This window comes from Leucobacter sp. cx-42, assembly GCF_014529985.1.
Classification (GTDB): Bacteria; Actinomycetota; Actinomycetes; order Actinomycetales; family Microbacteriaceae; genus Leucobacter.
This window is the reverse complement of record NZ_JACVMU010000013.1, coordinates 1-24,455: the sequence shown is the minus strand read 5'-3', so window position 1 is coordinate 24,455 and position 24,455 is coordinate 1. Positions and strand designations below refer to the sequence as shown.

The window sequence follows — 24,455 nt, the reverse complement described above, 5'->3', positions numbered from 1 at the left end:
AACCAGAGAGTTTCACGTGGAACGCGACGCTAACGCACCTGACAGCCCCTCAGTGGCAACCATCGAACCCGAACCGGCTGCCGCCGCCCAAATCGCGGGCGACCAGATCGATAAGCTTCGCGCATTCACGGCGGATCTCGCAGAGCGCGGGGAGACTCTCGGCCTTATTGGACCGCTAGAGCTCCCCCGCCTCTGGACTCGTCACATTCTCAACTCGGCGATTCTGGCCCCGCTGCTGCAGGCAGGTGGCCGAGTCGGCGACATCGGCACCGGAGGCGGCATGCCTGGCCTAGTGCTTGCGATCGTTCGCCCGGACGTTGAGTTCTTCCTGATTGAGCCCATGGAGCGACGTTGCGCATGGTTGAACGAACAGGTCGAACTCCTCGGACTCGAGAACGTTCAGGTTAAGCGCGGCCGCGCTGAAGAATTCCACGACGCTTTCGAAGTTGACCAGGTCACTGCTCGCGCAGTCACCGCACTTCGTAAGCTCGTCCCCCTCACCGCTCCCCTGGTGAAGGCTGGCGGCGAGATGCTCTTCCTCAAGGGCGCTGCTATTTCGGAAGAGATGGACGCCGCAGCGAAGATCATGAAGAAGTTCAAGGTCCGTGAGCCGAAGGTCGAAATCCTTGGTGAAGGACAATTGGCCGAAACGACTCGCGTATTTCGGGCTAGGGTAGATTTCCATGGCTGAGAAATCGGTGGTTGGTGACCACATCGTAGATAAGGTTCGTCGCCGTCGCCGTCTTGCGGAGATCACCTCGCCGCTCCCAAAGAAGACTCGCATCATCACGGTGTCGAACCAGAAGGGCGGCGTTGGTAAGACAACGACGACCGTCAACCTGGCGTCTGCGCTCGCTCGTCGCGGCGCAAATGTGCTCGTGATTGACCTCGATCCGCAGGGAAACGCATCGACCGCGCTTGGCGTCATGCACCGTCCCGAGGTGACGAGCGTGTACGACGTGCTGCTGGGAAACGCAGAGATCGCTGACGCGGTCCAGCCCAGCACCGACCACGAGAACCTCATCTGTGTGCCCTCGACGATTAACCTCGCTGGCGCCGAGATTGAGCTCGTCTCACTCGTTGCGCGTGAGCAGCGTCTGCGCACCGCGGTTGAGGACTTCCTCACCACGACGGATCGTGAGATCCACTATGTCTTTATTGATTGCCCGCCCTCGCTCGGCCTGCTGACGGTCAACGCATTCGTTGCGGCGAACGAGGTCCTCATCCCCATCCAGTGCGAGTACTACGCGCTCGAGGGCTTGAGCCAGTTGCTCGGCAACATCCAGCTCATTCAGAAGCACTTGAACCCGACGCTGAAGGTGTCGACGATCCTGCTGACTATGTACGACTCGCGTACGAACCTCTCGCAGGAGGTCGCCGGCGAGGTGCGCACGCACTTCCCGAACGAGGTCCTGTCGGCGGTCGTTCCCCGCTCGGTGCGCATTTCTGAGGCACCGAGCTACGGGCAGACAGTCCATGCATATGATGGCGGATCGATCGGCGCTCTCGCCTACCTCGAGGCTGCTGTAGAAATCGCAGAGCAGCAGGCTTTCAATGGCCGTGGCTCGAAGACTGAAGGAGCGTAACTGTGGCAGCAAAGAAGCGAACTGGCCTCGGCCGTGGCATTGGCGCGCTCATCCCCCAGCCCAGCTCTGGCGAGCGCCCCGTTGACGTGTTCTTCCCGGCTGCAGATGATGCCGCTGCTGCGAAGGCTGACGTCACGACCGACACCACGAAGGCTGAGCAGGACATGGCAGTAGCCACCGAGGAGCCCGACGCGAACCTTCGCGAGGTGCCCGGTGCGCAGCTGCGTCGTCTGAACCTCAGTGAGATCGTTCCCAACCGGGTGCAGCCGCGTACCGAGTTCGACGAGGAGGCGCTCACTGAGCTGACCCACTCGATCCGCGAATTCGGCGTTTTCCAGCCGGTGGTTGTGCGCGAGATTGAGGGCGCGGTCGCTGGCGATGAGCCGCGCTACGAGCTCATCATGGGTGAGCGTCGTTTCCGTGCCTCGAAGCGTGCTGGCAAGGACACGATCCCCGCGATTGTTCGTTCGACCGCTGACGAGCACATGCTGCGCGATGCGCTCCTCGAGAACCTGCACCGTGCGCAGCTGAACCCGCTGGAAGAGGCGTCGGCGTACCAGCAGCTCCTCGCTGACTTCGGCATTACGCAGGAGCAGCTTGCCGAGCGCATTGGCCGCTCGCGCCCGCAGATCTCGAACACGATTCGCCTTCTGAAGCTGCCTGAGCAGGTGCAGTCGCGTGTTGCGGCTGGCGTGCTCACCGCTGGTCACGCGCGTGCGATCCTGTCGCTCGACGGCGATGCTGACGCGATGCTCAAGCTCTCGGACAAGATCGTCAATGAGGGCCTCTCGGTTCGCGCGGCTGAGGCAGTTGCGAGCGAGGCGCCGAAGAAGAAGACTCCGAAGCCGCGCGCAGGTGGCGTGCAGGCACAGCTGGGCGAGATCTCTGAGCGACTCGGCGATCGCTTCGATACCCGCGTTGCGTTGAAGCTGGGTGCGAAGAAGGGCCAGATCATTATCGATTTCGCGACCGTCGCAGATCTCAAGCGGATCTTGCACGAGCTCGGCGATCCCGGCTTCGGCGCGTAACTTACCGCGTCACGGCTTGGCCGCGCACGCGCGCAAAGCCAGCCAGGCCACAAAACAGCAAGAGGGCGGACACCACACGGTGTCCGCCCTCTTGCGTTGCAGGGAATCCTGCGGGATGTCTTAGATGACACCCTCGAGGTTGTCGAGGATCGCCTTCTTCGGCATTGCGCCGATGATTTCGCGGATCTCTTCGCCGTCCTTGAAGACCTTCATCGCCGGGATCGAGGTGATGCGGTACTGCGCTGCAAGGTTCGGGTTCTCATCGACGTTGAGCTTGACGATGCGAATCTTGTCGCCCTGCTCTGCTGCGATCTCTGCGAGCACGGGAGCTACGGCGCGGCAGGGGCCGCACCAAGCTGCCCAGAAGTCCACGAGCACGGGGATCGGGCTCTGCAGAACGACGCGCTCGAAGCTCTGCTCGTCTACGTTGATGGGTTCAGTCATGATGCTCTCCTAAAAATTACTTGTCTGCGAGCGCTGCGAGGTAGTGCTCTGCGTCGAGCGCAGCGACGGTGCCCGATGCTGCTGCGGTGATCGCCTGGCGGTAGCTCGGATCGATGACATCGCCTGCTGCAAAGACGCCGGGGATCGAGGTGCGCGAGCTGCGGCCATCGACCGCAATGGTGCCCTCTTCGGTGAGCTCGAGCTGGTTGTGTACGAGGTGGGTACGCGGGTCGTTGCCGATTGCCACGAAGACGCCGGTGACGTCGAGTTCGCTCTCGGTGCCGTCAACGGTGTTGCGCAGGGTCACGCCGGTGAGCCCTGACGAGCCGTGGAGCTCCTTGATCTCGGTGTTCCAGATGAACTCGATCTTCTCGTTGTCGAAGGCGCGCTGCTGCATGATCTTCGATGCCTTGAGCTCGTCGCGGCGGTGGATCAGGTAGACCTTCGATGCGAAGCGCGTGAGGAAGGTCGCCTCCTCCATTGCCGAGTCGCCGCCGCCAACAACAGCGATGGTCTGGTCACGGAAGAAGAAGCCGTCGCAGGTCGCGCACGACGAGACGCCGTGGCCGGTGAGGGTGTCTTCACCTGGGACGCCGAGCTTGCGGTAGGCCGAGCCGGTCGCGAAGATGACCGTCTTTGCCTCGTGGACCTTGCCGTCGCTTGAGGTGACGCGCTTGACGTCGCCATCGAGCTCGACCGAGGTTACGTCGTCGTAGACGACCTCGGTGCCGAACTTTTCCGCCTGGTCCTGCATGTGCTGCATGAGCTCGGGACCCTGGATGCCCTCGGGGAAGCCGGGGAAGTTCTCAACCTCGGTGGTGTTCATGAGCTCGCCGCCGAGTGTGACCGAGCTTGCGAACAGGAGGGGCTTCAGACCTGCGCGTGCTGCGTAGATGCCCGCGGTGAAGCCTGCGGGGCCGGAGCCGATGATGATGATCTCGTGCATGTTTCTCCTTGTGCGGGACGTCGCTTGAACCGCGATCACTGGGTATAACCCATCCTAGAGTCGCGGTATTCCGTACGTCAGCTGATTACGCTGTGGGTGATTCGGTTTCTGCGGCCAGAGCTGCTTCCGTCTTCGCCTTCTGGCGGCCGCGGATACTGCGGAAGATGCCGAACCCAACGAGCAGGACGGCGCCGGCGCCGAGTGTGATGAGGGCGATGCTCTCGATGGTGGCAGTGACGGAGATCTCGATCTCACCGCTGTGCGCTGTGACCTCGCCTGCGGCGTCCTGAAGGGTGACGACGAGCGATGATTCGCCGTTCGAGACACGACTCTTCACTGGCACGAGGATGGTCTGGGTCGACTTTGCCTCGATCAGGACGTCCTGGAACGTCTCTTGGCCGACCGCGAGTACGGCCGAAGTCGGGCGCACTTCGATGCGCACGTTCGCATTGAACGGCAGCAAGTTTTGCACCTGGATTGGCACGCGCGTTGAGCTGCCGACGAGCTGGGTGTGACGGGTGTCGATGATCCGTACACCGCGCTCAATCTCGGCGTCTCGCTCGGCGTAGGCCTCTGCAACTGCCTCGAAATCGCTGTCTGGGTTTGCCAGATGTGTTGCAAACAGGTCGAGCATGCGTGCGCGCTGATACCCGGTGACGTAGTCGGGATGCACGTACAGGGCGCGGATCGCGGTGACTTCTGGCTCACGTTCCTCTGCGAGGGCGAGTGCTTCGAGACGGGCGGGATCGGCGTCAGCTGGATTCGGGGTGACGCGGGTGAGCGTCGCTCGTCCCTCTGCCTGCGCCGTGAGCGGTGTCGGTGTGAGCCATGATTCGCTGGTGAGTGACGTGAGCTGTTCCCAAGGGGAGGTGCCTGCCGCGATCATTCCGCGGTCGACGGCGAACATGACACCGGTCGGCTTGGCCGCTGCAAGCGCGGTCAGCTTCGCCTGGAACTGGGCCGTGCCGAGCGCCCGTTCTGCCGGAGTTGCTCCCTCCACAGCGAGGGCAGCGCCTGCTGCAAGGTCGGTGTCTGAGACATATGCCTCCGATACCCCGGAACCCGCGGCGCGCAGGGTGACGCGCGGCGAGGTTGCGCCCTCGACGTTGCTCGAGTCGAGCACCGTGGTCGGCAGCGCTGACTCGCGCAGCAGGTTGAGGGTGGCAGAATCGACGGCCCCTTCTGCTGGCCAAGCGGCCGGAATGCCCTGTGGCCAGGCCAACAGTGCCTCGAGCGAGGTCGGGTCGGCGGGTTCGGTTTCCGCAGGCTCTGGTGTTTCCGCACTGGGGGCGGTCGGCTCAGCTGGTGCGGCTGGTTCAGCCGGTGTGCCCGGGGTAGCTGGGGCTGCGGGATCCGCCGCCGACTCAGGAGCCTCGAACGTGCCAAGACGCGTGAGGAAGTCGAAGGAGGTCGGCGCGAGCAGCGCGTCGGCGTCGAGGGCAGCTTGGGCTGCCGGATCCGCGTCCGCATACTGCAGCAGGAAGCTCTGTAGCGGGGAAGCTTCGAGCGTGGCAAGGAACGTGCGCGCGGGCTCTGGCGCATCGAGGCCGTAGCCGCGAATGGCGACGATAATGCGCGGATCGATCGCGAGCGTCGCCTGTTGTTTGAGTGCGTAGTTGTACGCAGCCTCAAGCTCGGGGATGGCGCGGGTGAGCTGGCGCGGGGTCGGCGTCGACTGCACGACGTCTGGCAGAACGAGCGGAACAACCGTGCTGAGTTTGACGGTTTCGCCGGTGTTGATTCCGCGCCAAATGACCGGGCTGGTTGCGACCGCGAGCGGGCCGGGAGCACCCTCGTCAGCCGTCGCCGATGCGGTGAAACGTTCTCCTGGCTCTGGCGTGAATGCGGCCTGGAGCGCGAAGACGCCCGGCTGCTCGGTAGCTGCGAGCGGCCAGAGATCGCGCGGAATCTCGATCGTGATCGACTGATCGCTGTCAGCGGGGGTCTCGCGCATGGCCTGGCTCACGAGCACCTTCGCGGCGTCATCGAAGGCGGGTGCGGCGGTGCTGTCCGCGGCCGCGATCCGTGCACCGAGCGCGAGATCGATGGTGCCTGCTTCGATCGCGTCTTCACCCGCGTTGCGCAGGGTGACTTCGACCAGAATTGGGTCGTTTCCTGGGCGGATCAGCGCCTGAGCCGGCGCGACAAACAGCGTGACGGGTGCAATGTCAGTGGTCTCATCTACCGTGGAATCAACGGTCGAAATGACCGTCGGAGCCGCGTAGGCACTGGGGGCAGGCGCAGTAAGTGCGCCAACGCCCACAATGGTGAGCGCGGCCACAGTGAGCCCACCGATCATGCGCGCACAGTGGCGGCCTCCGCGAGAAAGTCCCATACCGACAGTTTAGAGATAGGAGCACCGAGTACCCTTAGTGGGTGACATCCTTCGCTGATTCAATGGCCGCAATGCGTGAGCGCGCGTCGCTCCCGCCCGTGTCGATTCTTGCAACCGCCTTCGATGAGGCCGGTCATGAGCTTGCGCTTGTGGGCGGTCCGGTGCGTGACGCCCTGCTCGGGCGTCCGGTGCACGACCTTGACTTTACAACGTCTGCGAGCCCTGATGAGACCCGCGCGATCCTTGAGGGCCTGACGAAGCAAATTTGGGATGTCGGCCGTGACTTCGGCACGATCGCCGCGAAGGTGGCTGGTGAGGACGTCGAGATCACGACGTACCGCGCCGACACGTACCGCGAAGACTCGCGCAAGCCCGTCGTAGAGTTCGGCGACAACATTCAGGGCGACCTGGTGCGCCGTGACTTCACGATCAACGCGCTCGCGCTCATGCTGCCGTCGATGGAACTCGTCGACGTGTCTGGCGGTCTCGAAGACCTCGCAGAGGGTCGCATCAAGACGCCCGGTTCGCCCGAGGTGTCGTTCACTGATGATCCACTGCGCATGCTGCGTGCTGCCCGCTTCGCGTCGCAGCTCGGCTTCGAGGTCGAGGCTGAGACCGAGGCAGCAATGGTCGTTTTCGCCGATCGCCTCGACATCATCTCGGCAGAGCGCGTGCGCGACGAACTCGTTAAGCTGCTGCTCACCGATGACCCCGAGCCGGGCCTGCGCCTGCTCGTTGATACGGGCCTTGCGCAGCGCTTCCTGCCCGAGCTCACCGACCTGCTCACCACGCAGGACGACCACGGTCGCCACAAAGACGTCTACGAGCACAGCCTCGTCGTACTGCGCCAGGCAATCGCGCTCGAGAAGAGCCGCTCACATGAGCCCTCCCCCGACCTCGTGCTGCGCCTCGCGGCGCTCCTGCACGATATCGGCAAGCCAGCGACCCGCAAGTTTGAGCGCGGTGGCGTCACCTTCCACCACCACGACATGGTCGGTGCGAAGCTCACCCGCAAGCGCCTGCGTGCGCTCCGCTTCGACAACGACACCGTGAAGCGTGTCGCACGGCTCGTCGAGCTGCACCTGCGCTTCTTCGGCTACAGCGACCAGCAGTGGACCGACTCGGCAGTGCGCCGCTACGTGCGAGACGCCGGTGACGAACTGCAGCGCCTGCACATCATCACCCGCTCTGACGTGACGACCCGCAACCGCCGCAAGGCGGAGCGCCTCGAGCACGCCTACGACGACATCGAGCGTCGCATCGATGAACTCGCGGCAGAGGAAGAGCTCGCGGCCGTGCGCCCCGCGCTCGACGGCGAAGCAATCATGCGCATCCTCGACCTGCCGCCAGGGCCGGTCGTGGGTATGGCTTACAAGTTCCTGCTCGACCTGCGCCTCGACGAGGGTCCCCTCGAAGAAGCCGACGCGATCGAGCGGCTGCGCGCCTGGTGGGCAGCACAAGACACCGAAAAGCTGACTGCTGCGCGTGGCCGCGGCCCGCGCGACAAAAAGAACACCGCTGGAGGAAGCAATGACTGAGACAGACGTCACCGAATGGTTCGGCGGCCGCGTTCGCGTCATGTTCGTGCACGCACACCCCGACGATGAGACGATCACGACCGGCGGCACGCTCGCGGCGCTCGCCGCAGCAGGCCGCGAGCCGCTGCTCGTCACCTGCACCCGTGGTGAGCAGGGCGAGGTGGTTGAGGGTCCGCTGCAGGCACTCGTCCAGCTGCACGGTCTGCCGATCGCACGCCAGAACGAGCTGAAGACCGCACTCGGCATGCTCGGCATTGAGCGCCACGTGTTCCTCGGCGTTGAGCCGGCACGCGCCGAGGGCCTCGCGCCCACAATCTACGAAGACTCCGGCATGGAGTGGTCTGACGCTGACCCCGATACCGGCGAGCGCCGTGCGATTCCGTCGCCAGCAACCGGACCCGACGCGTTCACGACCGTGCCTGCCGTCGAGGCGCTCAACGACCTCCTCACCGCCGCGCACGCCGCTGGCGCGCAGGCGATCGTGAGCTACGACAACGGCGGCGGATACGGTCACCCCGACCACGTCCTCGCCCACCGCCTCTCGCGTGCGGTCGCTGCCGCGCTCGGCCTGCCGTTCTGGGAGATCGTCGGGGACGATGTCGTGGAGACCGCGCCCGCGGCTGAGACTGATGATGAGGGGGCGGATCCGCGCCCCATCGAAAGCTACGACGTCAGTGCGTGGCTCGACCGCAAGACCGCAGCGCTTCGCGCTCACCAGACCCAGCTCGTGGTCGAGGGTGACGAGATCGTGCACGTCGGTGGACAGCGGGAGCCGATCCGGGCAACGGAGCGATTCCGTCGCGTCGTCGGTATGTAAGTGCCCTGCCGAGGAACGTAAGTACTTCGGCAGGTGGCAATGAATTTGAGTCGGCGTAGACTGACTCGTTGGAAAGCCCGGCCGTATGCCGGGAAGATGTACAGGGATGGTTCAATGAGTGTGAAGGTAGCCCTCGCGGGTGTAGGTAACTGCGTAAGTTCGTTGGTGCAGGGCGTCGAGTACTATCGCGGTGCGGCTGACGACAAGCAGGTTCCGGGCCTGATGCACGTTCGCCTTGGTGGATACCACGTCTCGGATCTCGAGTTTGTGGCAGCGTTCGAAGTTGACGCTGCAAAGGTTGGCAAGGACCTGTCAGAGGCGATCTGGGCCGGCCACAACAACACCATCAAGTTCTCGGACGTGCCGAACCTCGGTCTTGAGGTCCTGCGCGGCCCGACGCTCGACGGCTTCGGTAAGTACTACCGTGCAGTCAGCGAAGAGTCGACCGCAACCCCCGTCGACGTGGCACAGGTGCTGCGCGATTCGGGTGCAGAGGTACTGGCTTGCTACCTGCCCGTCGGCAGTGAAGAAGCAGTGAAGTTCTACGCGCAGGCAGCGCTCGAGGCAGGCGTCGCGTTCGTGAATGCAGTGCCCGTGTTCGTCGCGTCTGACCCCGTGTGGGCACAGAAGTTCGTTGATGCGGGTCTCCCCATCGTCGGCGACGACATCAAGAGCCAGGTCGGCGCAACCATTACGCACCGCGTGATGGCACGCCTCATGGAGAGCCGCGGCATCGCGCTCGACCACACCTACCAGCTCAACGTCGGCGGCAACATGGACTTCATGAACATGCTGGAGCGTGACCGCCTCGAGTCGAAGAAGATCTCGAAGACGCAGGCAGTGACCTCGAACATCGACGTCGACCTGCCCGCAGAAGACGTGCACATCGGCCCGAGCGACCACGTGCCGTGGCTCGAGGACCGCAAGTTCGCGTTCGTGCGCCTTGAGGGTCGTGGCTTCGGCGACGTTCCCATGAGCCTCGAGTACAAGCTTGAGGTCTGGGACTCCCCCAACTCGGCAGGCACCATGATCGACGCGATCCGCTCGGCAAAGGTTGCACTCGACAAGGGCATCGCTGGCCCCGTCGAGTCGGCATCGGCGTACTTCATGAAGTCGCCCGCTGTGCAGAAGCCTGACGATGAGGCACGCGCAGAGCTCGAGGCATTCCTCGAGGCGTAATTGCGCGGTGCGCGAGCAGCGCTTGCGCTGACGATTTCTTGAGAGGGAGTCCGGAGTGTTCCGGGCTCCCTCTCTTTTTGTTGGCCGGGGCGGGGCCAACCCCTCGAAACGGGTAGTTATTGCCGAGATCGATCGTTTCTGCGCGTTGAAAGGGGTGGTTTCGAGAGAACGAGGTCGTTTCGGCGGGGTTGCTCTTGAGTTGTGGCGGATCCGCCCCGATTTCACGGATCTCTGCGGCGTTGTGGCGCTTTGGTGAGTGGGAATGGCGGCCGCTGGAGGCCTGAGGTCCTGGGCGGCGTGATCCGCGCCTCTACCGGGGCTATTCGGTATCCGTGCTCGCCAAATGTGTGAGCAACGCTTGCACATCGGGCTTGGTGACCCGGCCGCTATCGCGCAGCGTCGCCGCGAGCGGATGTACGATCAGCCTGCTCACTTCAGGCGAAAGGTAGTCGAATAGCTCCGGCCATGTGTGCGCAAAAGCGAGGCGATGCCAGCCGGTATACATCGCGTCGAAGAGGTAGTCGTCGAGGAGTCCGTCGTCCACGGCCTTGGCAATCTCTTCCCAGGGAGCCGGCGCAGAAAGGGCGATGACATTGCCCGCTGCTTCCTGCGTAATGGTCACGTGCTGGAAGTGGTGCGCGTTTGCCATGAGTTGGTCGCGACTGAGAGAGCCCTTTGCATACAGCACGCAGAGCTCATAGGCAGACAGCCGTGCTTGCTGATCCTCCAACTGCATGACGCCCGCCTAACGCGTGGGTGACGATAATTTCGCCCATCTTAGGCAGAGGATCGTTCATAAGTCACGCATTAGCGACTCATAGATGCGAAGGAGTTTCGTCGCGTGCGCATCCCAATTGTGCGCCTCGGCGTGCGCGCGACCGCGAATCGCATATTGCGCGCGAAGATCCGGGTCCCTGAGTAGGGCGCGGATCGCTTCAGCCCATGCGCGCGGATCCCGATCGGCAACGTGCACGCCTGCCACGCCTGCCGGCGCGGCCTCAAGGAGCCCCGTGTGCGCCCCCACAACGGTCGGCACCCCGCTGGCCGCAGCCTCAAGCGCCACGAGCCCGAAGGTCTCAGACCGTGAGGGGACGAGCGCCAGGGTGCTCCGTGCGAGCAACGCTGCGGCAGCTGTTCGTGACTGTGCGGGGAGGAAACGTACGCGGTCTGAGATCCCAGACTCCGTCGCACGTGTGCGCAGCGACTGTGCGTAGTCCTCCGCACCAGGAGTTGGCTCCCCGGCAATGACGAGCTCGGTGCGCTTAGCGAGTGCCGGATAAACTTCGGTCAGCTCTGCCATCGCCGCAACCGCGAGGAGCTGCCCCTTGAGTGGTTGCACCCGGCCGAGCACGGTAATCGTGAAGTCGGCGGCGTCCGAATCTGTGCCCGCAGGTGGTGGCGCGAACAGATCGGTATCAACGCCAGGGTGAATCACTGCGTTGCCCACAGCAGGGGTGCCGTATCCGGCCACAATGCCTGCGAGCTCGCTATGGCTTCCCGCGATGACGAATTGCTCAGCTGTGAGCAACGCTTCGGCGTCGAGTCGGGCCTGAGGTTCCGGGCGATCACCTGGCGCCAGGTGTGCGTTCTTCTGCGCGGCAACCGTGTGGAGCGTGAGTACGGGGGTGGTTACCTGTCCAGTCGTGTGGGACTGCGCCGCTGCGGCTGCCGTTGCCGCAACCCCACTCAACCAGTAGTGGCCGTGAATCGCGTCGAATGGACCGAACTCTGCGATCCGCGCCCCAAATTCGGTGGCGAGGTTCGGAAGCGCTTCCTTGCGTAGGTCAGGTGGGCCTACCGCGAGTGAGATGAGACGGGGGCCAGCTGGGTGCTGTGGGTCGAGCGCCTGCTCCCCCGCGGGAAGATCGGAGGTTGCGCGGGTGAACACCTCAACAAGGTGACCTTGCCGTGCGAGGGCGTGGGCAGCCTCGGCGACGACCACGTTCATTCCGCCAGCGTCACCGCTCCCGGGAACTGCACCGGGCGACGTGTGGAGCGAAATGAGGGCGATGCGCATGGCACCCATCGTCCCATGTGAAATAGGACGCAGCGTGAACGGCAAGAGGGCCTGTGGAAAAACTCCGTGGACTGGCCTGACAGCGGAGCCAATCAGTGGTAGGCTTTCCAAGTTGTCTGTGCACCCGTATCCTTCGGAGTGCACGACACAATGCACAAACACCCTCCTGTCACAGAAATCCTGTGGCCGTGAAGTCCGAAGGAGGTGGGTCAGTAATGCATCCGTACGAACTCATGGTGATCCTCGATCCCGGTATCGACGAGCGCACTGTGGCCCCCAGCATGGACAAGTTCCTCGGCGTCATCCGCAATGCGGGTGGCTCGGTTGAGAACGTTGACATCTGGGGCAAGCGCCGTTTCGCATACGAAATCCAGAAGCACACCGAAGGCATCTACGTAGTTGTGAACTTCACCGCTACGCCTGAGGCTACCGACGAGCTCGATCGTCAGCTTGGTCTCTCCGAGGCAGTCCTCCGCACCAAGGTGCTCCGCGCAGACGAGCTCATGGCTCAGCGTGCAGCACAGGCAAAGCGCGACGCAGCTAAGGCTGCACGCGCTGCTGCGAAGCAGGGCGCGTAGCTCATGGCCGGCGAGCCGCTGATCACAGTTGTCGGTAACCTTGTTGCCGATCCCGAGCCTCGCGTAAGCCAGGCCGGTAAGTCTTGGGTTACCTTCCGTATCGCCTCGACTCCGCGCGTGCGTGACCGCCAGTCGGGTGATTGGTCGGACGGCGAGCCGCTTTGGCTCGGCTGCCGTGCCTTCGGCGAATACGCCGATAACATCGCCGCATCGCTCACTAAGGGCATGCGCGTGATTGTTCAGGGCCGGCTGACGCAGCGAAGCTACACCGATAACCAGGGGCAGCAGCGCACCTCTCTCGACCTTGATGTCGAAGAAGTAGGTCCGTCGCTCCGCTTCGCAACCGCACAGGTGAGCCGTGGGCAGTCCCGCGGCCAGGTTGGCGGTTTCGGTGGCGGTCAGCCTGCAGGACAGAGTGGCTGGAACAAGCCTTCTGCTCCGCAGGACAACCCCTGGACCAACTCGGGCCAGCAGGGCAACTCGTCTCCCGCCGACTTCGGTGGCGGATTCGACGACGAGCAGCCCTTCTAAAACAGTTTTGTCCCAGACTTCGGTCTGAGGCGCAGTACGAAAAGAGACCATCATGGCAGGTAAGTCCAGCGGCGCAGGCCGCAAGCCGGGTCGCGGCAAGAACGCAAAGCCCGTCGCACCCGCGAAGAAGCAGACCGTCGGCGTCATTGATTACAAGGACGTCGCAACGCTTCGCAAGTTCGTTTCTGAGCGTGGCAAGATCCGCGCACGCCGTATCACCGGTGTTTCCGTCCAGGAGCAGCGTCTCATCGCAAAGGCAGTTAAGAACGCCCGCGAGATGGCACTCCTCCCCTACGCCGGCTCGGGCCGCTAAGGAGAACACATCATGGCGAAGGTAATTCTCACGAACGAGGTCCAGGGCCTCGGTTCCGCAGGCGACGTAGTCGAGGTTAAGACCGGCTACGCACGCAACTACCTCGTACCTCAGGGCTACGGCGTTCACTGGACTCGCGGTGGCGAGGCTCAGGTTGAGCAGCTCCGTGCAGCTCGCGAGGCACGTGCTCTCGCATCGGTCGAGGACGCTCAGGCACTCAAGGCAAAGCTCGAGGCAGGCAAGATCCGTCTCTTCGCTAAGGCTGGTGCAGAGGGTCGTCTCTTCGGCGCAGTAAAGCCCGCTTCGGTGGCTGCAGCTGTTGCTGAGCAGGGCCTCGGCGAGGTTGACAAGCGTAAGATCACCGTTCCGGCGATCAAGACCACCGGTGAGTACAAGGCAACGATCCACCTCCACGAGGGTGTCGACGCTAAGGTCACCGTTCAGGTTATCGCTCAGCGCTAATCTCGGTTACGAGAAGACCCCCGTTCACTTCGGTGAGCGGGGGTCTTTTGCGTGTGTGGAGACTCGCTACTCAACCTCGCGGGACGGGTCGTCTCCTGCGAGAGCGTGCCTGGCGGGCGCGGTGAAGCAAACGCAAGGGATACGGCAATACCCTCCATGCAGTGAACTATCTGCAGCGCGGGCATCAGGAATCGGCACATGTGGATGCGCATCGCGCAAGACACCGTGCGTTAAATATTGTGAACGCTATGTAAACACTAGTTTTCTGCTGTCCGACTGCGCTTCGCTGGCATTTTCTTCAATGTGTGCTGGATAGCTATACGATCTCGATGACTTTGTCCACAACTTTTCGCGAGGTGTCTTCCTTCAAGTCCTGGCTGAATGTTGAATAAGTTTGTCATTGTGGAAATGTAAAAACCCAGGTCAGAGCGTAGATAAGAATACTTATTCAACAACGATCCACAAGTTATCCCCAGAAATGTGGACAACTTGTGTGGAAACGCGGCAGATTATTCACACAGTTATCCACAGGTAGACTTGAGGGGTAGGTATTGTTGGGTAATTCCGCAATTATGGACGTTTCGGGAGTGCTGATCCGCGCCACCCACCCGTCCCAATGAGGTCTTGCAAGGAGCGAACGAGTGTCTATCGCACACCTGGGTATTTCTGCCCCGTCTGAGGAGCCGCGTAGCGCCGGTGATTTTGAGCGCACCCCTCCGTATGACCTGCTCGCTGAGCAGAGTGCGCTCGGTGGCATGCTGCTCTCGAAGGACGCCGTTGCTGATGTGACGAGTGTCGTGCGCGGCAATGACTTCTACGTGCCCAAGCACGAGGTCATTTATGAGGCAGTGTTGTCGTTGTACTCGCGCGGCGAGCCGACCGACGTCATCACGGTGACCGACGCGCTCACCAAGTCTGGCGATCTGCAGCGTGCGGGAGGCGCAGAGTATCTGCACCAGCTCACCGCGATCGTGCCGACGGCCGCCAACGCGAGCTTCTACGCAGAAATTGTGGGCGAAAAGGCCTTGCTCCGTCGCCTAGTCGATGCAGGCACACGCATCGTCCAGATGGGCTACGCGGGCGAGGGCGAAGCTATCGATCTCGTCAACGTTGCGCAGTCCGAGATTTACGGTGTGACCGGCGAAGCGCAGGGTGAGGACTACGTTCCACTCTCACTCGCGGTCGATGCCGCCCTCGAAGAGATCAACAAGGCGAACAGCATGCCCGACGGCATGCTCGGTGTTCCGACAGGCTTCGCTGAGCTCGACGGCATGACCAACGGCTTTGCCGGCGGCCAGATGATCATCATCGCTGCACGACCTGCAATGGGTAAGTCGACGCTCGCGCTCGACGTCGCCCGCAACGCTTCGGTGCACGCGAACGCCTGCACCGTCTTCTTCTCGCTCGAGATGGGTCGCGCCGAGATCGCGATGCGTCTGCTTGCGGCAGAGGCCACGATTCCGATGCAGACCCTGCGTAAGGGCTCACTCGATAACCGCGACTTCCAGAAGCTCGCAGCGACCCAGGCACGCATTGCTGAGGCGCCGCTCTTCATTGATGACAGCGCAAACATGACGCTGGTCGAGATCCGCGCCAAGTGCCGTCGACTCAAGCAGCAGCACGGCCTCAAGATGGTCGTTATTGACTACCTGCAGCTGCTCTCGAGCGGTAAGAAGAGCGAAAGCCGTCAGCAGGAGGTCTCGGAATTCTCGCGTGCGCTCAAGCTGCTCTCGAAGGAGCTTGACGTCCCAGTCATCGCACTGTCGCAGCTGAACCGTGCGTCGGAGCAGCGCGCCGACAAGATGCCTGCGATCAGTGACCTTCGTGAGTCGGGCTCGCTCGAGCAGGACGCCGATATGGTCATCCTCCTCCACCGCGAGGCCGTTGGCGACCGCGATCATCCGCGCGCTGGCGAGGCTGACTTCATCCTCGCGAAGCAGCGTAACGGCCCCACCGGCACGGTCACCGTGGCCTTCCAGGGCCACTACTCCCGCTTTGCCGATATGCCGCAGGGCATGTAATTCGGGAGTATGGGCCGCGGATCGGGGCAGCGTGCATCGCACCCCAACGATCCGCGCCCGCTCTGTGTGCTGCGCGCCACACCCAGCTGACTGTCAGCGCACAGGGAGAGCGAGTACAATCGCTGGGGGCCAATGAAAGGGGTCGATATGAGTGTGTCTGCACAGCGCGAAACCGTGACTACGGGTTCGGCTCAGGAATCTGTCTCTCGACTCGCCCCACGAGGCGTTCGCATTGCGCGCGCAATCGTGCTGTTCGCGGTGGGTATGATCGTGACCTTCTCGGCCACCATGCACTCGAACTTCAACTTTGATTTCCTTGTCACCGCGGGTGGCCTCGCGATCATCGGCATCATGCACCTCGTTGAGTGGTTTGCGCGCAAGGACGAGGCACGTTCGGTGATGCCGTTGCTGCTTGGCCTCGTCTCACTTGTCGCGACCGTCGTGCTCCCGATGACCGGCGAGGTCGTTGGCTACGCGATCATCGTCGCAGTTTGGGCACTCATCAGCGGCCTCCTGGAGTTCGTCGCGATGGTCACGCAGCCCGGTACACGCCAGGATCCCGCACTGATCGGTGCGGCAGGCCTGCTCCTCGCAATTCTCGTGCTGTTGGCACGCAACGACGCCGTCGCCGTGCTCGGCTTCTTCGGCGCGTACACCATCATTGCCGGTGTATTCCTCGGCATCGCAGCTTTTGACTCGAAGCGCAACGGCGTCAGCGCCGCGCAGAAGTCTGAGTAACTGCGCGCGCAGTACTCACCACGGAATCTAGTTACGAAGAAACGAAGAAAGCAGTCATGACGAAGTCGAATGATCCCAAGCAGTCTCAGTCGCACGAGCCCCTGCGCAAGGACCGTATGCGTCCCGTAGAGCTGCTCGTGTTCTCGGGCGTTCTCGCGGTCTTCGCGGGTCTCGTTGTTGTCTTCGCGACGCGCGACATTCGCCTCGCCCTGATCTTCGCTCTTGTTGCGTTCATCGTTTCGGTCATGGGTGTTGCCCTGCTCGGCCTCGGTGGCAAGCGCAGCGAAGAAGACGAAGAGGCTCGCAAGGTGCTGCAGAAGCCGAGCACGGACGACGCACACTAAGCGCAAGTTGTGGAAAAAGCCCCGGGATTGCCCGGGGCTTTTTGCGTTTCTGGGGCCTGTGCAACGCTCAACCCCTCGAAACAGTTCGTTTCTCTCGAGATGAGGCTCTTCATGCGCATGAAAAGGTGCTTTTCGAGAGAAGCAGCCTGTTTCGAAGGGGTAAGGCGGGGCGCCAGGAAGCCAGGCAGCCAGGCAGCCAGGGCGGCGGGGCAACTAGCCGCGTACGCCGGGCTGCCCCGCCTCCGCCCTTACTCCCCTGCTTCGGGCTCGCTCGGGTCGAGCGGGCCGTGGTGATCGAAGTTGGCCTCGCCGCGACGCCAGTAGCCGCTCACGGTGTACTGCTCGCGGGGCAGCCCGATCTCGTCACGGATAGCGCGGCGCACCGGAATCAGGCTCGTTGCCTCGCCGGCGACGAATACGTACGTACCCGCGCCGACTTCGCTGTCGAGCATGGCCTGCGCGAGTCCGCCGAGGGGTTCACGGACGAGGATGTCTCGGCCCGTTGAGATGCGCAGGTACTCTTCGACCCACTCGATGCTTGCCGGGTCGACATCTGCGACGACCTCGATGTCGGAGACGTTGGGGAGTCCGGCGATCCAGCGAGTGACCGCGGGCAGCGCGGTGGGGTCGACGATGCACACGAGGCTGTCGATGCCCTCGGGGATGCCACGCGAGCCACGCGGGCCCGCGACGACGATGGTGTCGCCAATGACCGCCTTTTCGGCCCAGGCGGACGCAGGGCCGGGGTTTTCATGAAGAACGAAGTCGAGGTCGAAGCAGACGCCATCGGCCGTCTCACGGACGTTGAGGGGCGTGAAGTCGCGTGGGAACGTCTGGCCGTCGGGACGAATGATGCCATCCTCGCCGGGGCCAACAGCCTTGGGTGCCAGCAGCTCACCGGTGACGGGGTGCGGGAAGAATGCCTTCACGTGATCGCCGGGGCCGGTCGCGGTGAAGTCTGCGAGGTCATCGCCGGTGAAGGTGAGGCGCGCAATGGTGGGTACGGGGCGATAGACCGCGATCACCCGTACCTCTCGTGCGGTAAATCGGTGCCGAGTGGTGGAAAATGCGAAACGGGGTGATGCAGTCATGCATTCAGCATGGCCTGAATCACCCCGTCTCAGCAATCAGCTGCGAATCAGGAAGACCTGAGCAGTAACCCCTAGAGGTACTTGAGGAGCTCGGTTGCGCTGCCGATGTAGGTAGCGGGGGTGAGCTTCAGGAGGCGCTGCTTTGCCTCGTCACCGATTTCGAGAGCCTCAACGAACTCGACGAGCTCTGCCTGGCCGATACGGCGGCCGCGGGTGAGCTCCTTGAGTGCTGCGTACGGGTCCTTGATAGACGAGCGACCAGCGGTCACCTCTGCGCGGATCACGGTCTGGATCGCCTCGCCGAGGACCTCCCAGTTGTGATCGAGATCGTACGCGAGTGCCTCAGGCGCTGCGTCGATCTGGCCGAGGCCCTTGAGGATGTTGTCGAGTGCGAGCACCGAGTGGCCGAATGCGACACCGATGTTGCGCTGTGCCGACGAGTCGGTGAGGTCGCGCTGCCAGCGGCTGGTCACGAGGGTTGCTGCGAGCGAGTCGAGCAGTGCGTTTGAGAGCTCGAGGTTTGCCTCTGCGTTCTCGAAGCGGATCGGGTTGACCTTGTGGGGCATGGTCGACGAACCGGTTGCGCCAGCAACGGGGGTCTGGCGGAAGTAACCGATCGAGATGTAGCTCCAGATGTCGGTCGCGAGGTTGTGCAGGATACGGTTTGCGTGAGCCATACGGGTGTACAGCTCTGCCTGCCAGTCGTGCGACTCGATCTGCGTGGTGAGCGGGTTCCAGTCGAGGCCGAGGCCCTCAACGAACTCGCGCGAGATCTTCTCCCAGTCAGCTGCGGGGTCTGCTGCGAGGTGCGCAGCGAAGGTGCCGGTCGCGCCTGAGAACTTGCCGAGGTACTCGATGCGGTCGATCTGCTCGAGCTGGCGGCGGAGACGGTAGACGAAGACCGCGATCTCCTTGCCGAGGGTGGTCGGCGTAGCGGGCTGACCGTGGGTACGGCTCATCATGGGGAGCTCGCGGTACAGCTCAGCCTGGCGAGCGAGCTCGTCGATGACCGCGACGAACTTCGGACGCCATGCGTCAGCAACAGCGTGCTTGACGGTGAGTGCGTACGACAGGTTGTTGATGTCTTCGCTGGTGCAGCACACGTGGGTGAGCTCAGCGAACGCTGCGAGGCCCTGTGCCTCGAGGCGCTCACGGATGAGGTACTCGACAGCCTTCACGTCGTGGTGGGTGACTGCCTCGATGCCAGCAAGCTTGTCGATCTCGGTCTGGCCGAAGTTCGCAGCCCACTCGCGGAGCGATGCGAGCTGGTCGTCAGCGATCGGGCTGCCGCCAAGGAGCGAGTTCGAGGTGAGGTAGGCGAGCCACTCAACCTCAACGTGCACGCGTGCCTTGTTCAGGCCCGCCTCCGAGAGAGTGTTGCCGAGCTCGGTAACGGCTGCGCGGTAGCGGCCGTCGAGGGGGCTGATGGGCTGCGGGGGAAGATTGGTCATTGCATCTCCGTGCGATCGTGACGTGTGGCTCACCCGTATGGGAGAACCGAAATCGTTCTTCTATTCTTTCACGTTCGCACGGGGGCGCCAGCCTGGGGGTCGCTTACCCACAGGAAGTGCCCCAAACTCCTACGAGGTGAGGGCTGTGAGCAGCGCTCGGCAGCTGCGTTCCACCTGGTCTCGGACGTCGTCGAAGGCGGCCGCGTCTGAGTAGTAGGGGTCGAACACGTCGGGATCCGCCGGTGACTCAGGATCGTACGCAGTCAACAGCTCAATGCGGTCAGCTCCGCGCCCCCGCATGATCTCCTCGTGGCCGCGATCGAGCGCAATCAGCAGGTCGTGCGACGCGATGTCGCCATCAGACAGCTGAGCGGCGCGGTGGGCGCTGCCGTTGTATCCGGCTTCGGCGAGCGATGCCACGGTGCGCGGATCAGCGCCATTGCCCACGTGGTAATTGTGCGTGCCGCGTGAGGTGATGACGAAGCGCTCAGCAACGCCAGCCTGCTCGGCGAGCTCGCGGAAGATCACCTCACCCATGGGTGAGCGGCAAATGTTGCCGGTGCAGACGAAGCTGATGTGGAACGGCGAAGCGGCCGAAGCCGAAGCGGGTGCTGACACAGGGGGACTCCTCTTTACTTACGGTTCTTGCTCTTCTTCGTGCCGAGAATCGAGTTCATGAGGCTCGCAAGCAGCGACATCACGAACGCGCCAAGCACGCCCCACCAGAAGCCGCTCACCTCAAGGCCGAATCCAGCCAGGTCAGACAGCCACACGACCACAGAGACCATGATGCCGTTCACGATGAATGCGAACAGACCAAAGGTGATGATGTACAGCGGGATCGACACAAACCGCACGATCTTGCCGAGCGTCGCGTTCACGAGACCGAACGCGAGCGCGACCAACACGAGGGTCACCACGTGTGCCTGCTCGGTGGGCTCATAGGCGCGCACCCAGAACCCGTGGTCACCGCTGCCACCCACGATGAGGGTCGTGAGCCAGAGGGCGAACGAGCTGACGGCAATACGAAGAATCATGCGCATGCGAACCATCCTCGCATCGAGCGCTGACAACCGACCAGAGAACATGGGCGCGGATCGGGCAGCGACACCACGCCTCCGATCCGCGCCCCCGCAAACTCCCAGCAAACGACGCGCCCATATAACGATCTGAGAACGGACGCTAAGTAGACTCGGGAGCTATGAGCCAAAACCTCACTCTTGGCTTCGATATGAGCGATCCGGAACCCATCCGATTCCTCGACGAAGCAGGCAACTACGCCCCCTCAGACACCGCCGTCGAGTACGCAGAAGAACTCGAGGCAGCAACGCTCGACGACTTCAAGGAGTGGTACAGCGACATGGTCGCGACCCGTGCGTTCGACACGGAGTGCACGCACCTGCAGCGCCAGGGCCAGCTCGCCCTCTGGGTACCGAGCGTTGGTCAGGAAGGTTGCCAGGTCGGCCTCGCGCACGCGGCAGCGCCCCAGGACCACATCTTCCCCGCGTACCGTGAGCACGCGATCGCGCGCATCCGCGGCGTAGACCTCGCAGAACTCGCACTCCTCTTCCGTGGCTTCTCGCACGGCGGCTGGGACGTGACCGATCCCGCGAACGGGAACTTCCACCTGTACACGCTCGTGCTCGGCGCTCAGGCGCCGCACGCGACCGGATACGCCCTCGGGCAGGTGCTCAACGCCAAGCGTGACGCGCTCGCCGCAGGCGGATCCGCCCCCATGACGCTCGACCCGGGTGAGGCCGCGGAGCCGACCGGCGAGGCAACCATGGTCTTCTACGGTGATGGCACCTCGAGCCAGGGCGACGCGAACGAGGCGCTCGTCTTCGCTGCGAGCTACCAGACCCCGCAGGTCTTCGTTGTGCAGAACAACAAGTGGGCAATCTCGGTGCCGGTGACGCGCCAGACGCGCACTCCCCTGTACCGTCGCGCGCTTGGTTTTGGCATTCGCGCGGTGCAGATTGATGGCAACGATCCGCTCGCTGCGTTCGCAGTGGGTCGCCGGTTCATGCGCCTCGCGCGCGAAGGCGGCGGACCGAGCTACATCGAAGCCCTCACCTACCGCATCGGCGCGCACACGACGAGTGACGACCCCACGCGCTACCGCGAGAACGAAGAACTCGAGTCCTGGCGCGACCGCGACCCCATCGAGCGCATGGAGATCTTCCTGCGTTCGAAGGGCGTCGAGGACGAGTTCTTTACTCAGGTCGCAGAAGTGGCGGATCGCGAAGCGAAGCGTATCCGCGACCAGATTCTCACCGCTCCGGCCCCCGAGGCTGACTCCATGTTTGCCAACGTGTACTCGGCTGAGCATCCGCGCATTGAAGAACAGCGCGCATGGCTCGAGCGCTACGAAGCATCGTTTGAGGAAGGCGCCTAAATGAGCGACGCAGAGATTACCGCGGGTCGTCAGACCCTGCCCATGGCCCGTGCGATCAATGAGGGTCTGCGCGCGGCGATGAAGAATGATGACCGAGTCCTCATGATGGGCGAAGACATCGGCCCGCTCGGTGGCGTGTTCCGCATCACCGACAAGCTGCACGCTGAGTTTGGTTCGGCGCGCGTGCTCGATACCCCGCTCGCAGAGGCCGGCATCGTCGGCAACGCGATCGGTCTTGCGATGCACGGCTTCCGCCCGGTCATTGAGATCCAGTTCGACGGATTCATCTTCCCGGCGTTCAACCAGATCGTGTCGCAGCTCGCAAAGTTCACCAATCGGCATGACGGCAAGGTGTCGATGCCGATCGTGATCCGCGTCCCATACGGTGGACACATTGGCGCGATCGAGCATCACTCTGAGAGCCCCGAGGCGTATTTTGCGCACACTCCGGGTCTGCGCGTGGTCGCTCCGTCGACGCCGAATGATGCGTACTGGATGATCCAGCAGGCGATTGAGTCGCCGGATCCCGTGCTCTTCTTCGAGCCCAAGGCGAAGTACTGGATGAAGGGCGAGGTCGACTTCGATCAGCCCGCAACCGACCTGCACACCGCCCGCGTTGCGCGCACCGGCACCGATTGCACCGTCGTTGGCTACGGCGCAATGGTGACGACCCTGCTCCAGGCAGCAGAGGTCGCGGCGACCGAAGGCACCAGCCTCGAGGTGGTTGATCTGCGCAGCATCTCCCCCATCGACTACGAGCCGCTGCTCGAATCCGTGCGCAAGACGGGACGCCTCGTCGTCGCGCAGGAGGCCTCGGGCAACGCGAGCGTTGGTAGCGAGATCGCGGCGTACGTTGCTGAGCACGCGTTCTATTCGCTGCAGGCTCCCGTGTTCCGGGTCGCTGGCTTCGATACGCCGTACCCTGCGGCTCGTCTTGAGGGACTGTTCCTTCCTGATGCGGATCGGGTCCTCGAGGCCGTCGACCGCACCATGCACTACTAAGCCCGGCCCGCGCCACGCGGATCGTGCGACATACTGAGACTGAACATCAGGCTTGAGGAGTCCTCATGAGTGAAATGACTTTCCCCCTCCCCGACGTTGGCGAGGGTTTGACCGAGGCTGACATCGTCAACTGGCTCGTAGCGCCGGGTGACACTGTCGAGTTGAACCAGGTCATCTGCGAGATCGAGACGGCGAAGTCGCTGGTCGAGCTGCCGTCGCCCTTCAGTGGCGTCGTGACCGAGGTGCTTGCTGCCGTCGGTGAGACTGTGCCCGTTGGCGCGCCGATCCTGCGCGTACGCGTTGCAGGCGGGGCTGACGAGGCCGCCGCTGGTGCGGCGTCGGTCGATGCTCCCGTCGAGAAGTGCGCTGATGGTGCTGAGGGTGCTGCGTGCGAGACCGCGCCCGCTGCCGAGGCTGCTGCGGCTGCGCCCGCTGCCGAGGTGCCCGCGGACGAAGAAGAGGGCGGATCCGTCCTCGTCGGCTACGGCAACGCCGGCACCGTGCGTTCGCGTCGTCGCAGTGGCGGTGAGCCGCTGCTCACTCCCCCGCCGATTCCCGTCGCCGAGGCAATGCCCGTGATCGCGAAGCCGCCGATCCGCAAGCTCGCGAAGGATCTCGGCGTCGACCTCACTCAGGTCGAAGGCTCGGGCATCGCTGGCGAGATCCTTCGCGACGACGTCGTGCGTCACGCGTCGCAGGCGAGCGTCTTCCGTAACCTGTCGACCCCTGAAGCATCGCCGCAGCGCGAGGAACGCATCCCGCTCAAGGGCATGCGCAAGCACATTGCGAACGCGATGACCCTCAGCTCGAACGAGGCGCCTCACGTGAGCGTCTTCACCGAGGTCGATGCGACCCGCACCATGGAATTCGTGAAGCGTCTGAAGACGTCGACCGACTTCGCCGGTGTGAAGGTATCGCCCCTGTTGATCTTTGCGAAGGCGATGCTGTGGGCGATCCGCCGCAATCCCGAGATTAACTCGACCTTCACCGAGACCGAGATCATTCGCCGGTACTACGTGAACCTTGGCATCGCGGCTGCGACGCCGCGCGGACTCATCGTGCCCAACATCAAGGACGCGCAGGAGCTCAGCCTCATCGAACTCGCGCAGGCGATCGAGCAGCTGACGATCACCGCGCGTGATGGCCGCACCAAGCCCGCCGAGATGCAGAACGGCACCATCACGATCACCAACATCGGTGTCTTCGGGATGGACTTCGGTACGCCGATCCTGAACCCGGGCGAGGTCGCGATCATGGCGATGGGCACGATCCGCGAGAAGCCGTGGGTGGTTGACGGCGAGGTTCGTCCCCGCATGGTGACGATGGTGGGCGGATCCTTCGACCACCGCGTCGTCGACGGCGACGTGATCTCGCGCTTCGTCGCAGACGTTGCTTCGGTGCTTGAGGAGCCCGCGCTGCTGCTCGACTAGTTCTCTTGCTTGGCGTGGCCGGCTCCGTTGCCCGCGAACCCCGCGAACCCCACGAAAAGGGCCCTTTCTGCCGAAACTCCTAGGGCGGTCTCAGACGGTGAGTGCAACACCTGCGAGATACTCACTCAGTGTCTCAGCAGGTGTTGCAAACTCCAAAGTCTGCCGAGGGCGACGATTGAGCTGGTTCTGCATAAACAGAATCTCAGCCT

Annotated in this window: 25 protein-coding genes; 16 read left to right on the top strand and 9 right to left on the bottom strand. The window is 63.3% G+C overall.

Annotated elements, in window-relative coordinates; genetic code table 11:
- Nucleotides 1-16 precede the first annotated feature (16 nt).
- Genes rsmG through ICM05_RS11580 form a run of 3 tightly spaced genes read left to right on the top strand, consistent with a single transcriptional unit; the run spans nt 17 to nt 2,614 of the window.
- Entirely contained in the window at nt 17-691 is a 675-nt protein-coding gene (gene rsmG, locus ICM05_RS11590; protein WP_370566783.1) for a 16S rRNA (guanine(527)-N(7))-methyltransferase RsmG, read from the top strand.
- Nucleotides 684-1,586, top strand: a complete 903-nt coding sequence (locus ICM05_RS11585; RefSeq protein WP_188024790.1) for a ParA family protein — start codon at nt 684-686, stop codon at nt 1,584-1,586. Before rsmG ends, ICM05_RS11585 begins: the two co-directional genes overlap by 8 nt.
- A 2-nt stretch (nt 1,587-1,588) precedes the next feature.
- Nucleotides 1,589-2,614: a ParB/RepB/Spo0J family partition protein gene (locus ICM05_RS11580; protein ID WP_188024789.1), complete on the top strand. Its 1,026-nt coding sequence runs from the start codon at nt 1,589-1,591 to the stop codon at nt 2,612-2,614.
- A gap of 120 nt (nt 2,615-2,734) precedes the next feature.
- Here the strand turns inward: ICM05_RS11580 and trxA are convergent, their stop codons facing one another.
- The 3 genes from trxA to ICM05_RS11565 all read right to left on the bottom strand — a co-directional run bounded on the left by trxA (nt 2,735) and on the right by ICM05_RS11565 (nt 6,339).
- Entirely contained in the window at nt 2,735-3,058 is a 324-nt protein-coding gene (trxA, locus tag ICM05_RS11575) for a thioredoxin (protein WP_188024788.1), read from the bottom strand.
- 16 nt (nt 3,059-3,074) lie between these two features.
- Nucleotides 3,075-4,004 carry a thioredoxin-disulfide reductase gene (gene trxB, locus ICM05_RS11570; protein WP_188024787.1) on the bottom strand — a complete coding sequence of 310 codons (930 nt, stop codon included), beginning with the start codon at nt 4,002-4,004 and terminating at the stop codon, nt 3,075-3,077.
- A gap of 85 nt (nt 4,005-4,089) precedes the next feature.
- Nucleotides 4,090-6,339: a DUF6049 family protein gene (locus ICM05_RS11565; protein ID WP_188024786.1), complete on the bottom strand. Its 2,250-nt coding sequence runs from the start codon at nt 6,337-6,339 to the stop codon at nt 4,090-4,092.
- A gap of 41 nt (nt 6,340-6,380) precedes the next feature.
- Between ICM05_RS11565 and ICM05_RS11560 the strand changes: the two genes are divergently transcribed.
- The 3 genes from ICM05_RS11560 to ICM05_RS11550 all read left to right on the top strand — a co-directional run bounded on the left by ICM05_RS11560 (nt 6,381) and on the right by ICM05_RS11550 (nt 9,873).
- On the top strand, nt 6,381-7,877 hold the full coding sequence (locus tag ICM05_RS11560) for a CCA tRNA nucleotidyltransferase (protein ID WP_353055898.1): 1,497 nt from the start codon (nt 6,381-6,383) through the stop codon (nt 7,875-7,877).
- Nucleotides 7,870-8,694: a PIG-L family deacetylase gene (locus ICM05_RS11555; protein WP_188024785.1), complete on the top strand. Its 825-nt coding sequence runs from the start codon at nt 7,870-7,872 to the stop codon at nt 8,692-8,694. Before ICM05_RS11560 ends, ICM05_RS11555 begins: the two co-directional genes overlap by 8 nt.
- A gap of 114 nt (nt 8,695-8,808) precedes the next feature.
- The gene (locus tag ICM05_RS11550; RefSeq protein WP_188024784.1) at nt 8,809-9,873 is read left to right on the top strand and encodes an inositol-3-phosphate synthase; all 1,065 of its coding nucleotides are present in this window, start codon (nt 8,809-8,811) and stop codon (nt 9,871-9,873) included.
- A 319-nt stretch (nt 9,874-10,192) separates the two neighbouring features.
- On the opposite strand, the gene ICM05_RS11545 is transcribed toward ICM05_RS11550, so the two are convergent.
- Both ICM05_RS11545 and ICM05_RS11540 read right to left on the bottom strand, forming a co-directional pair.
- Nucleotides 10,193-10,609: a hypothetical protein gene (locus ICM05_RS11545; protein WP_188024783.1), complete on the bottom strand. Its 417-nt coding sequence runs from the start codon at nt 10,607-10,609 to the stop codon at nt 10,193-10,195.
- Between the two features lie 57 nt (nt 10,610-10,666).
- A complete protein-coding gene (locus ICM05_RS11540) occupies nt 10,667-11,890 on the bottom strand; it encodes a glycosyltransferase (protein ID WP_188024782.1) in 1,224 nt (407 codons plus the stop codon).
- Nucleotides 11,891-12,105: 215 nt separating this feature from the next.
- Here ICM05_RS11540 and rpsF point away from each other — a divergent pair, with 215 nt between their 5' ends.
- The 7 genes from rpsF to ICM05_RS11505 all read left to right on the top strand — a co-directional run bounded on the left by rpsF (nt 12,106) and on the right by ICM05_RS11505 (nt 16,877).
- Nucleotides 12,106-12,468, top strand: a complete 363-nt coding sequence (gene rpsF / locus ICM05_RS11535) for a 30S ribosomal protein S6 (protein WP_188024781.1) — start codon at nt 12,106-12,108, stop codon at nt 12,466-12,468.
- A 3-nt stretch (nt 12,469-12,471) separates the two neighbouring features.
- Entirely contained in the window at nt 12,472-12,999 is a 528-nt protein-coding gene (gene ssb / locus ICM05_RS11530; protein ID WP_188024780.1) for a single-stranded DNA-binding protein, read from the top strand.
- Between the two features lie 52 nt (nt 13,000-13,051).
- Entirely contained in the window at nt 13,052-13,312 is a 261-nt protein-coding gene (rpsR, locus tag ICM05_RS11525; RefSeq protein WP_188024779.1) for a 30S ribosomal protein S18, read from the top strand.
- 12 nt (nt 13,313-13,324) lie between these two features.
- Nucleotides 13,325-13,774 (top strand): 50S ribosomal protein L9, encoded by a 450-nt coding sequence (gene rplI, locus ICM05_RS11520; RefSeq protein ID WP_188024778.1) that lies wholly within the window; start codon nt 13,325-13,327, stop codon nt 13,772-13,774.
- A gap of 641 nt (nt 13,775-14,415) precedes the next feature.
- Nucleotides 14,416-15,795 carry a replicative DNA helicase gene (gene dnaB / locus ICM05_RS11515; RefSeq protein WP_188024777.1) on the top strand — a complete coding sequence of 460 codons (1,380 nt, stop codon included), beginning with the start codon at nt 14,416-14,418 and terminating at the stop codon, nt 15,793-15,795.
- Between the two features lie 147 nt (nt 15,796-15,942).
- A complete protein-coding gene (locus ICM05_RS11510; RefSeq protein WP_251364654.1) occupies nt 15,943-16,533 on the top strand; it encodes a DUF308 domain-containing protein in 591 nt (196 codons plus the stop codon).
- A 56-nt stretch (nt 16,534-16,589) separates the two neighbouring features.
- On the top strand, nt 16,590-16,877 hold the full coding sequence (locus ICM05_RS11505) for an ABC transporter ATP-binding protein (RefSeq protein ID WP_188024775.1): 288 nt from the start codon (nt 16,590-16,592) through the stop codon (nt 16,875-16,877).
- A 248-nt stretch (nt 16,878-17,125) separates the two neighbouring features.
- Here the strand turns inward: ICM05_RS11505 and ICM05_RS11500 are convergent, their stop codons facing one another.
- The 4 genes from ICM05_RS11500 to ICM05_RS11485 all read right to left on the bottom strand — a co-directional run bounded on the left by ICM05_RS11500 (nt 17,126) and on the right by ICM05_RS11485 (nt 20,462).
- Complete coding sequence (locus tag ICM05_RS11500) at nt 17,126-17,968, bottom strand: siderophore-interacting protein (RefSeq protein WP_188024774.1); 843 nt, start codon at nt 17,966-17,968, stop codon at nt 17,126-17,128.
- 71 nt (nt 17,969-18,039) lie between these two features.
- The gene (purB, locus tag ICM05_RS11495) at nt 18,040-19,419 is read right to left on the bottom strand and encodes an adenylosuccinate lyase (RefSeq protein ID WP_188024773.1); all 1,380 of its coding nucleotides are present in this window, start codon (nt 19,417-19,419) and stop codon (nt 18,040-18,042) included.
- 129 nt (nt 19,420-19,548) lie between these two features.
- The gene (locus ICM05_RS11490; RefSeq protein ID WP_353055897.1) at nt 19,549-20,037 is read right to left on the bottom strand and encodes a low molecular weight protein-tyrosine-phosphatase; all 489 of its coding nucleotides are present in this window, start codon (nt 20,035-20,037) and stop codon (nt 19,549-19,551) included.
- Between the two features lie 14 nt (nt 20,038-20,051).
- The gene (locus ICM05_RS11485; protein ID WP_188024772.1) at nt 20,052-20,462 is read right to left on the bottom strand and encodes a phage holin family protein; all 411 of its coding nucleotides are present in this window, start codon (nt 20,460-20,462) and stop codon (nt 20,052-20,054) included.
- 158 nt (nt 20,463-20,620) lie between these two features.
- Between ICM05_RS11485 and ICM05_RS11480 the strand changes: the two genes are divergently transcribed.
- The 3 genes from ICM05_RS11480 (at nt 20,621) to ICM05_RS11470 (ending at nt 24,246) form a co-directional block, all read left to right on the top strand.
- Nucleotides 20,621-21,814: a thiamine pyrophosphate-dependent enzyme gene (locus ICM05_RS11480; protein WP_188024771.1), complete on the top strand. Its 1,194-nt coding sequence runs from the start codon at nt 20,621-20,623 to the stop codon at nt 21,812-21,814.
- Nucleotides 21,815-22,816, top strand: coding sequence for an alpha-ketoacid dehydrogenase subunit beta (locus ICM05_RS11475; protein ID WP_188024770.1), 1,002 nt, complete (start codon nt 21,815-21,817; stop codon nt 22,814-22,816). It abuts the gene before it with no gap.
- A gap of 65 nt (nt 22,817-22,881) precedes the next feature.
- Entirely contained in the window at nt 22,882-24,246 is a 1,365-nt protein-coding gene (locus ICM05_RS11470; protein WP_188024769.1) for a dihydrolipoamide acetyltransferase family protein, read from the top strand.
- Nucleotides 24,247-24,455: the final 209 nt, after the last annotated feature.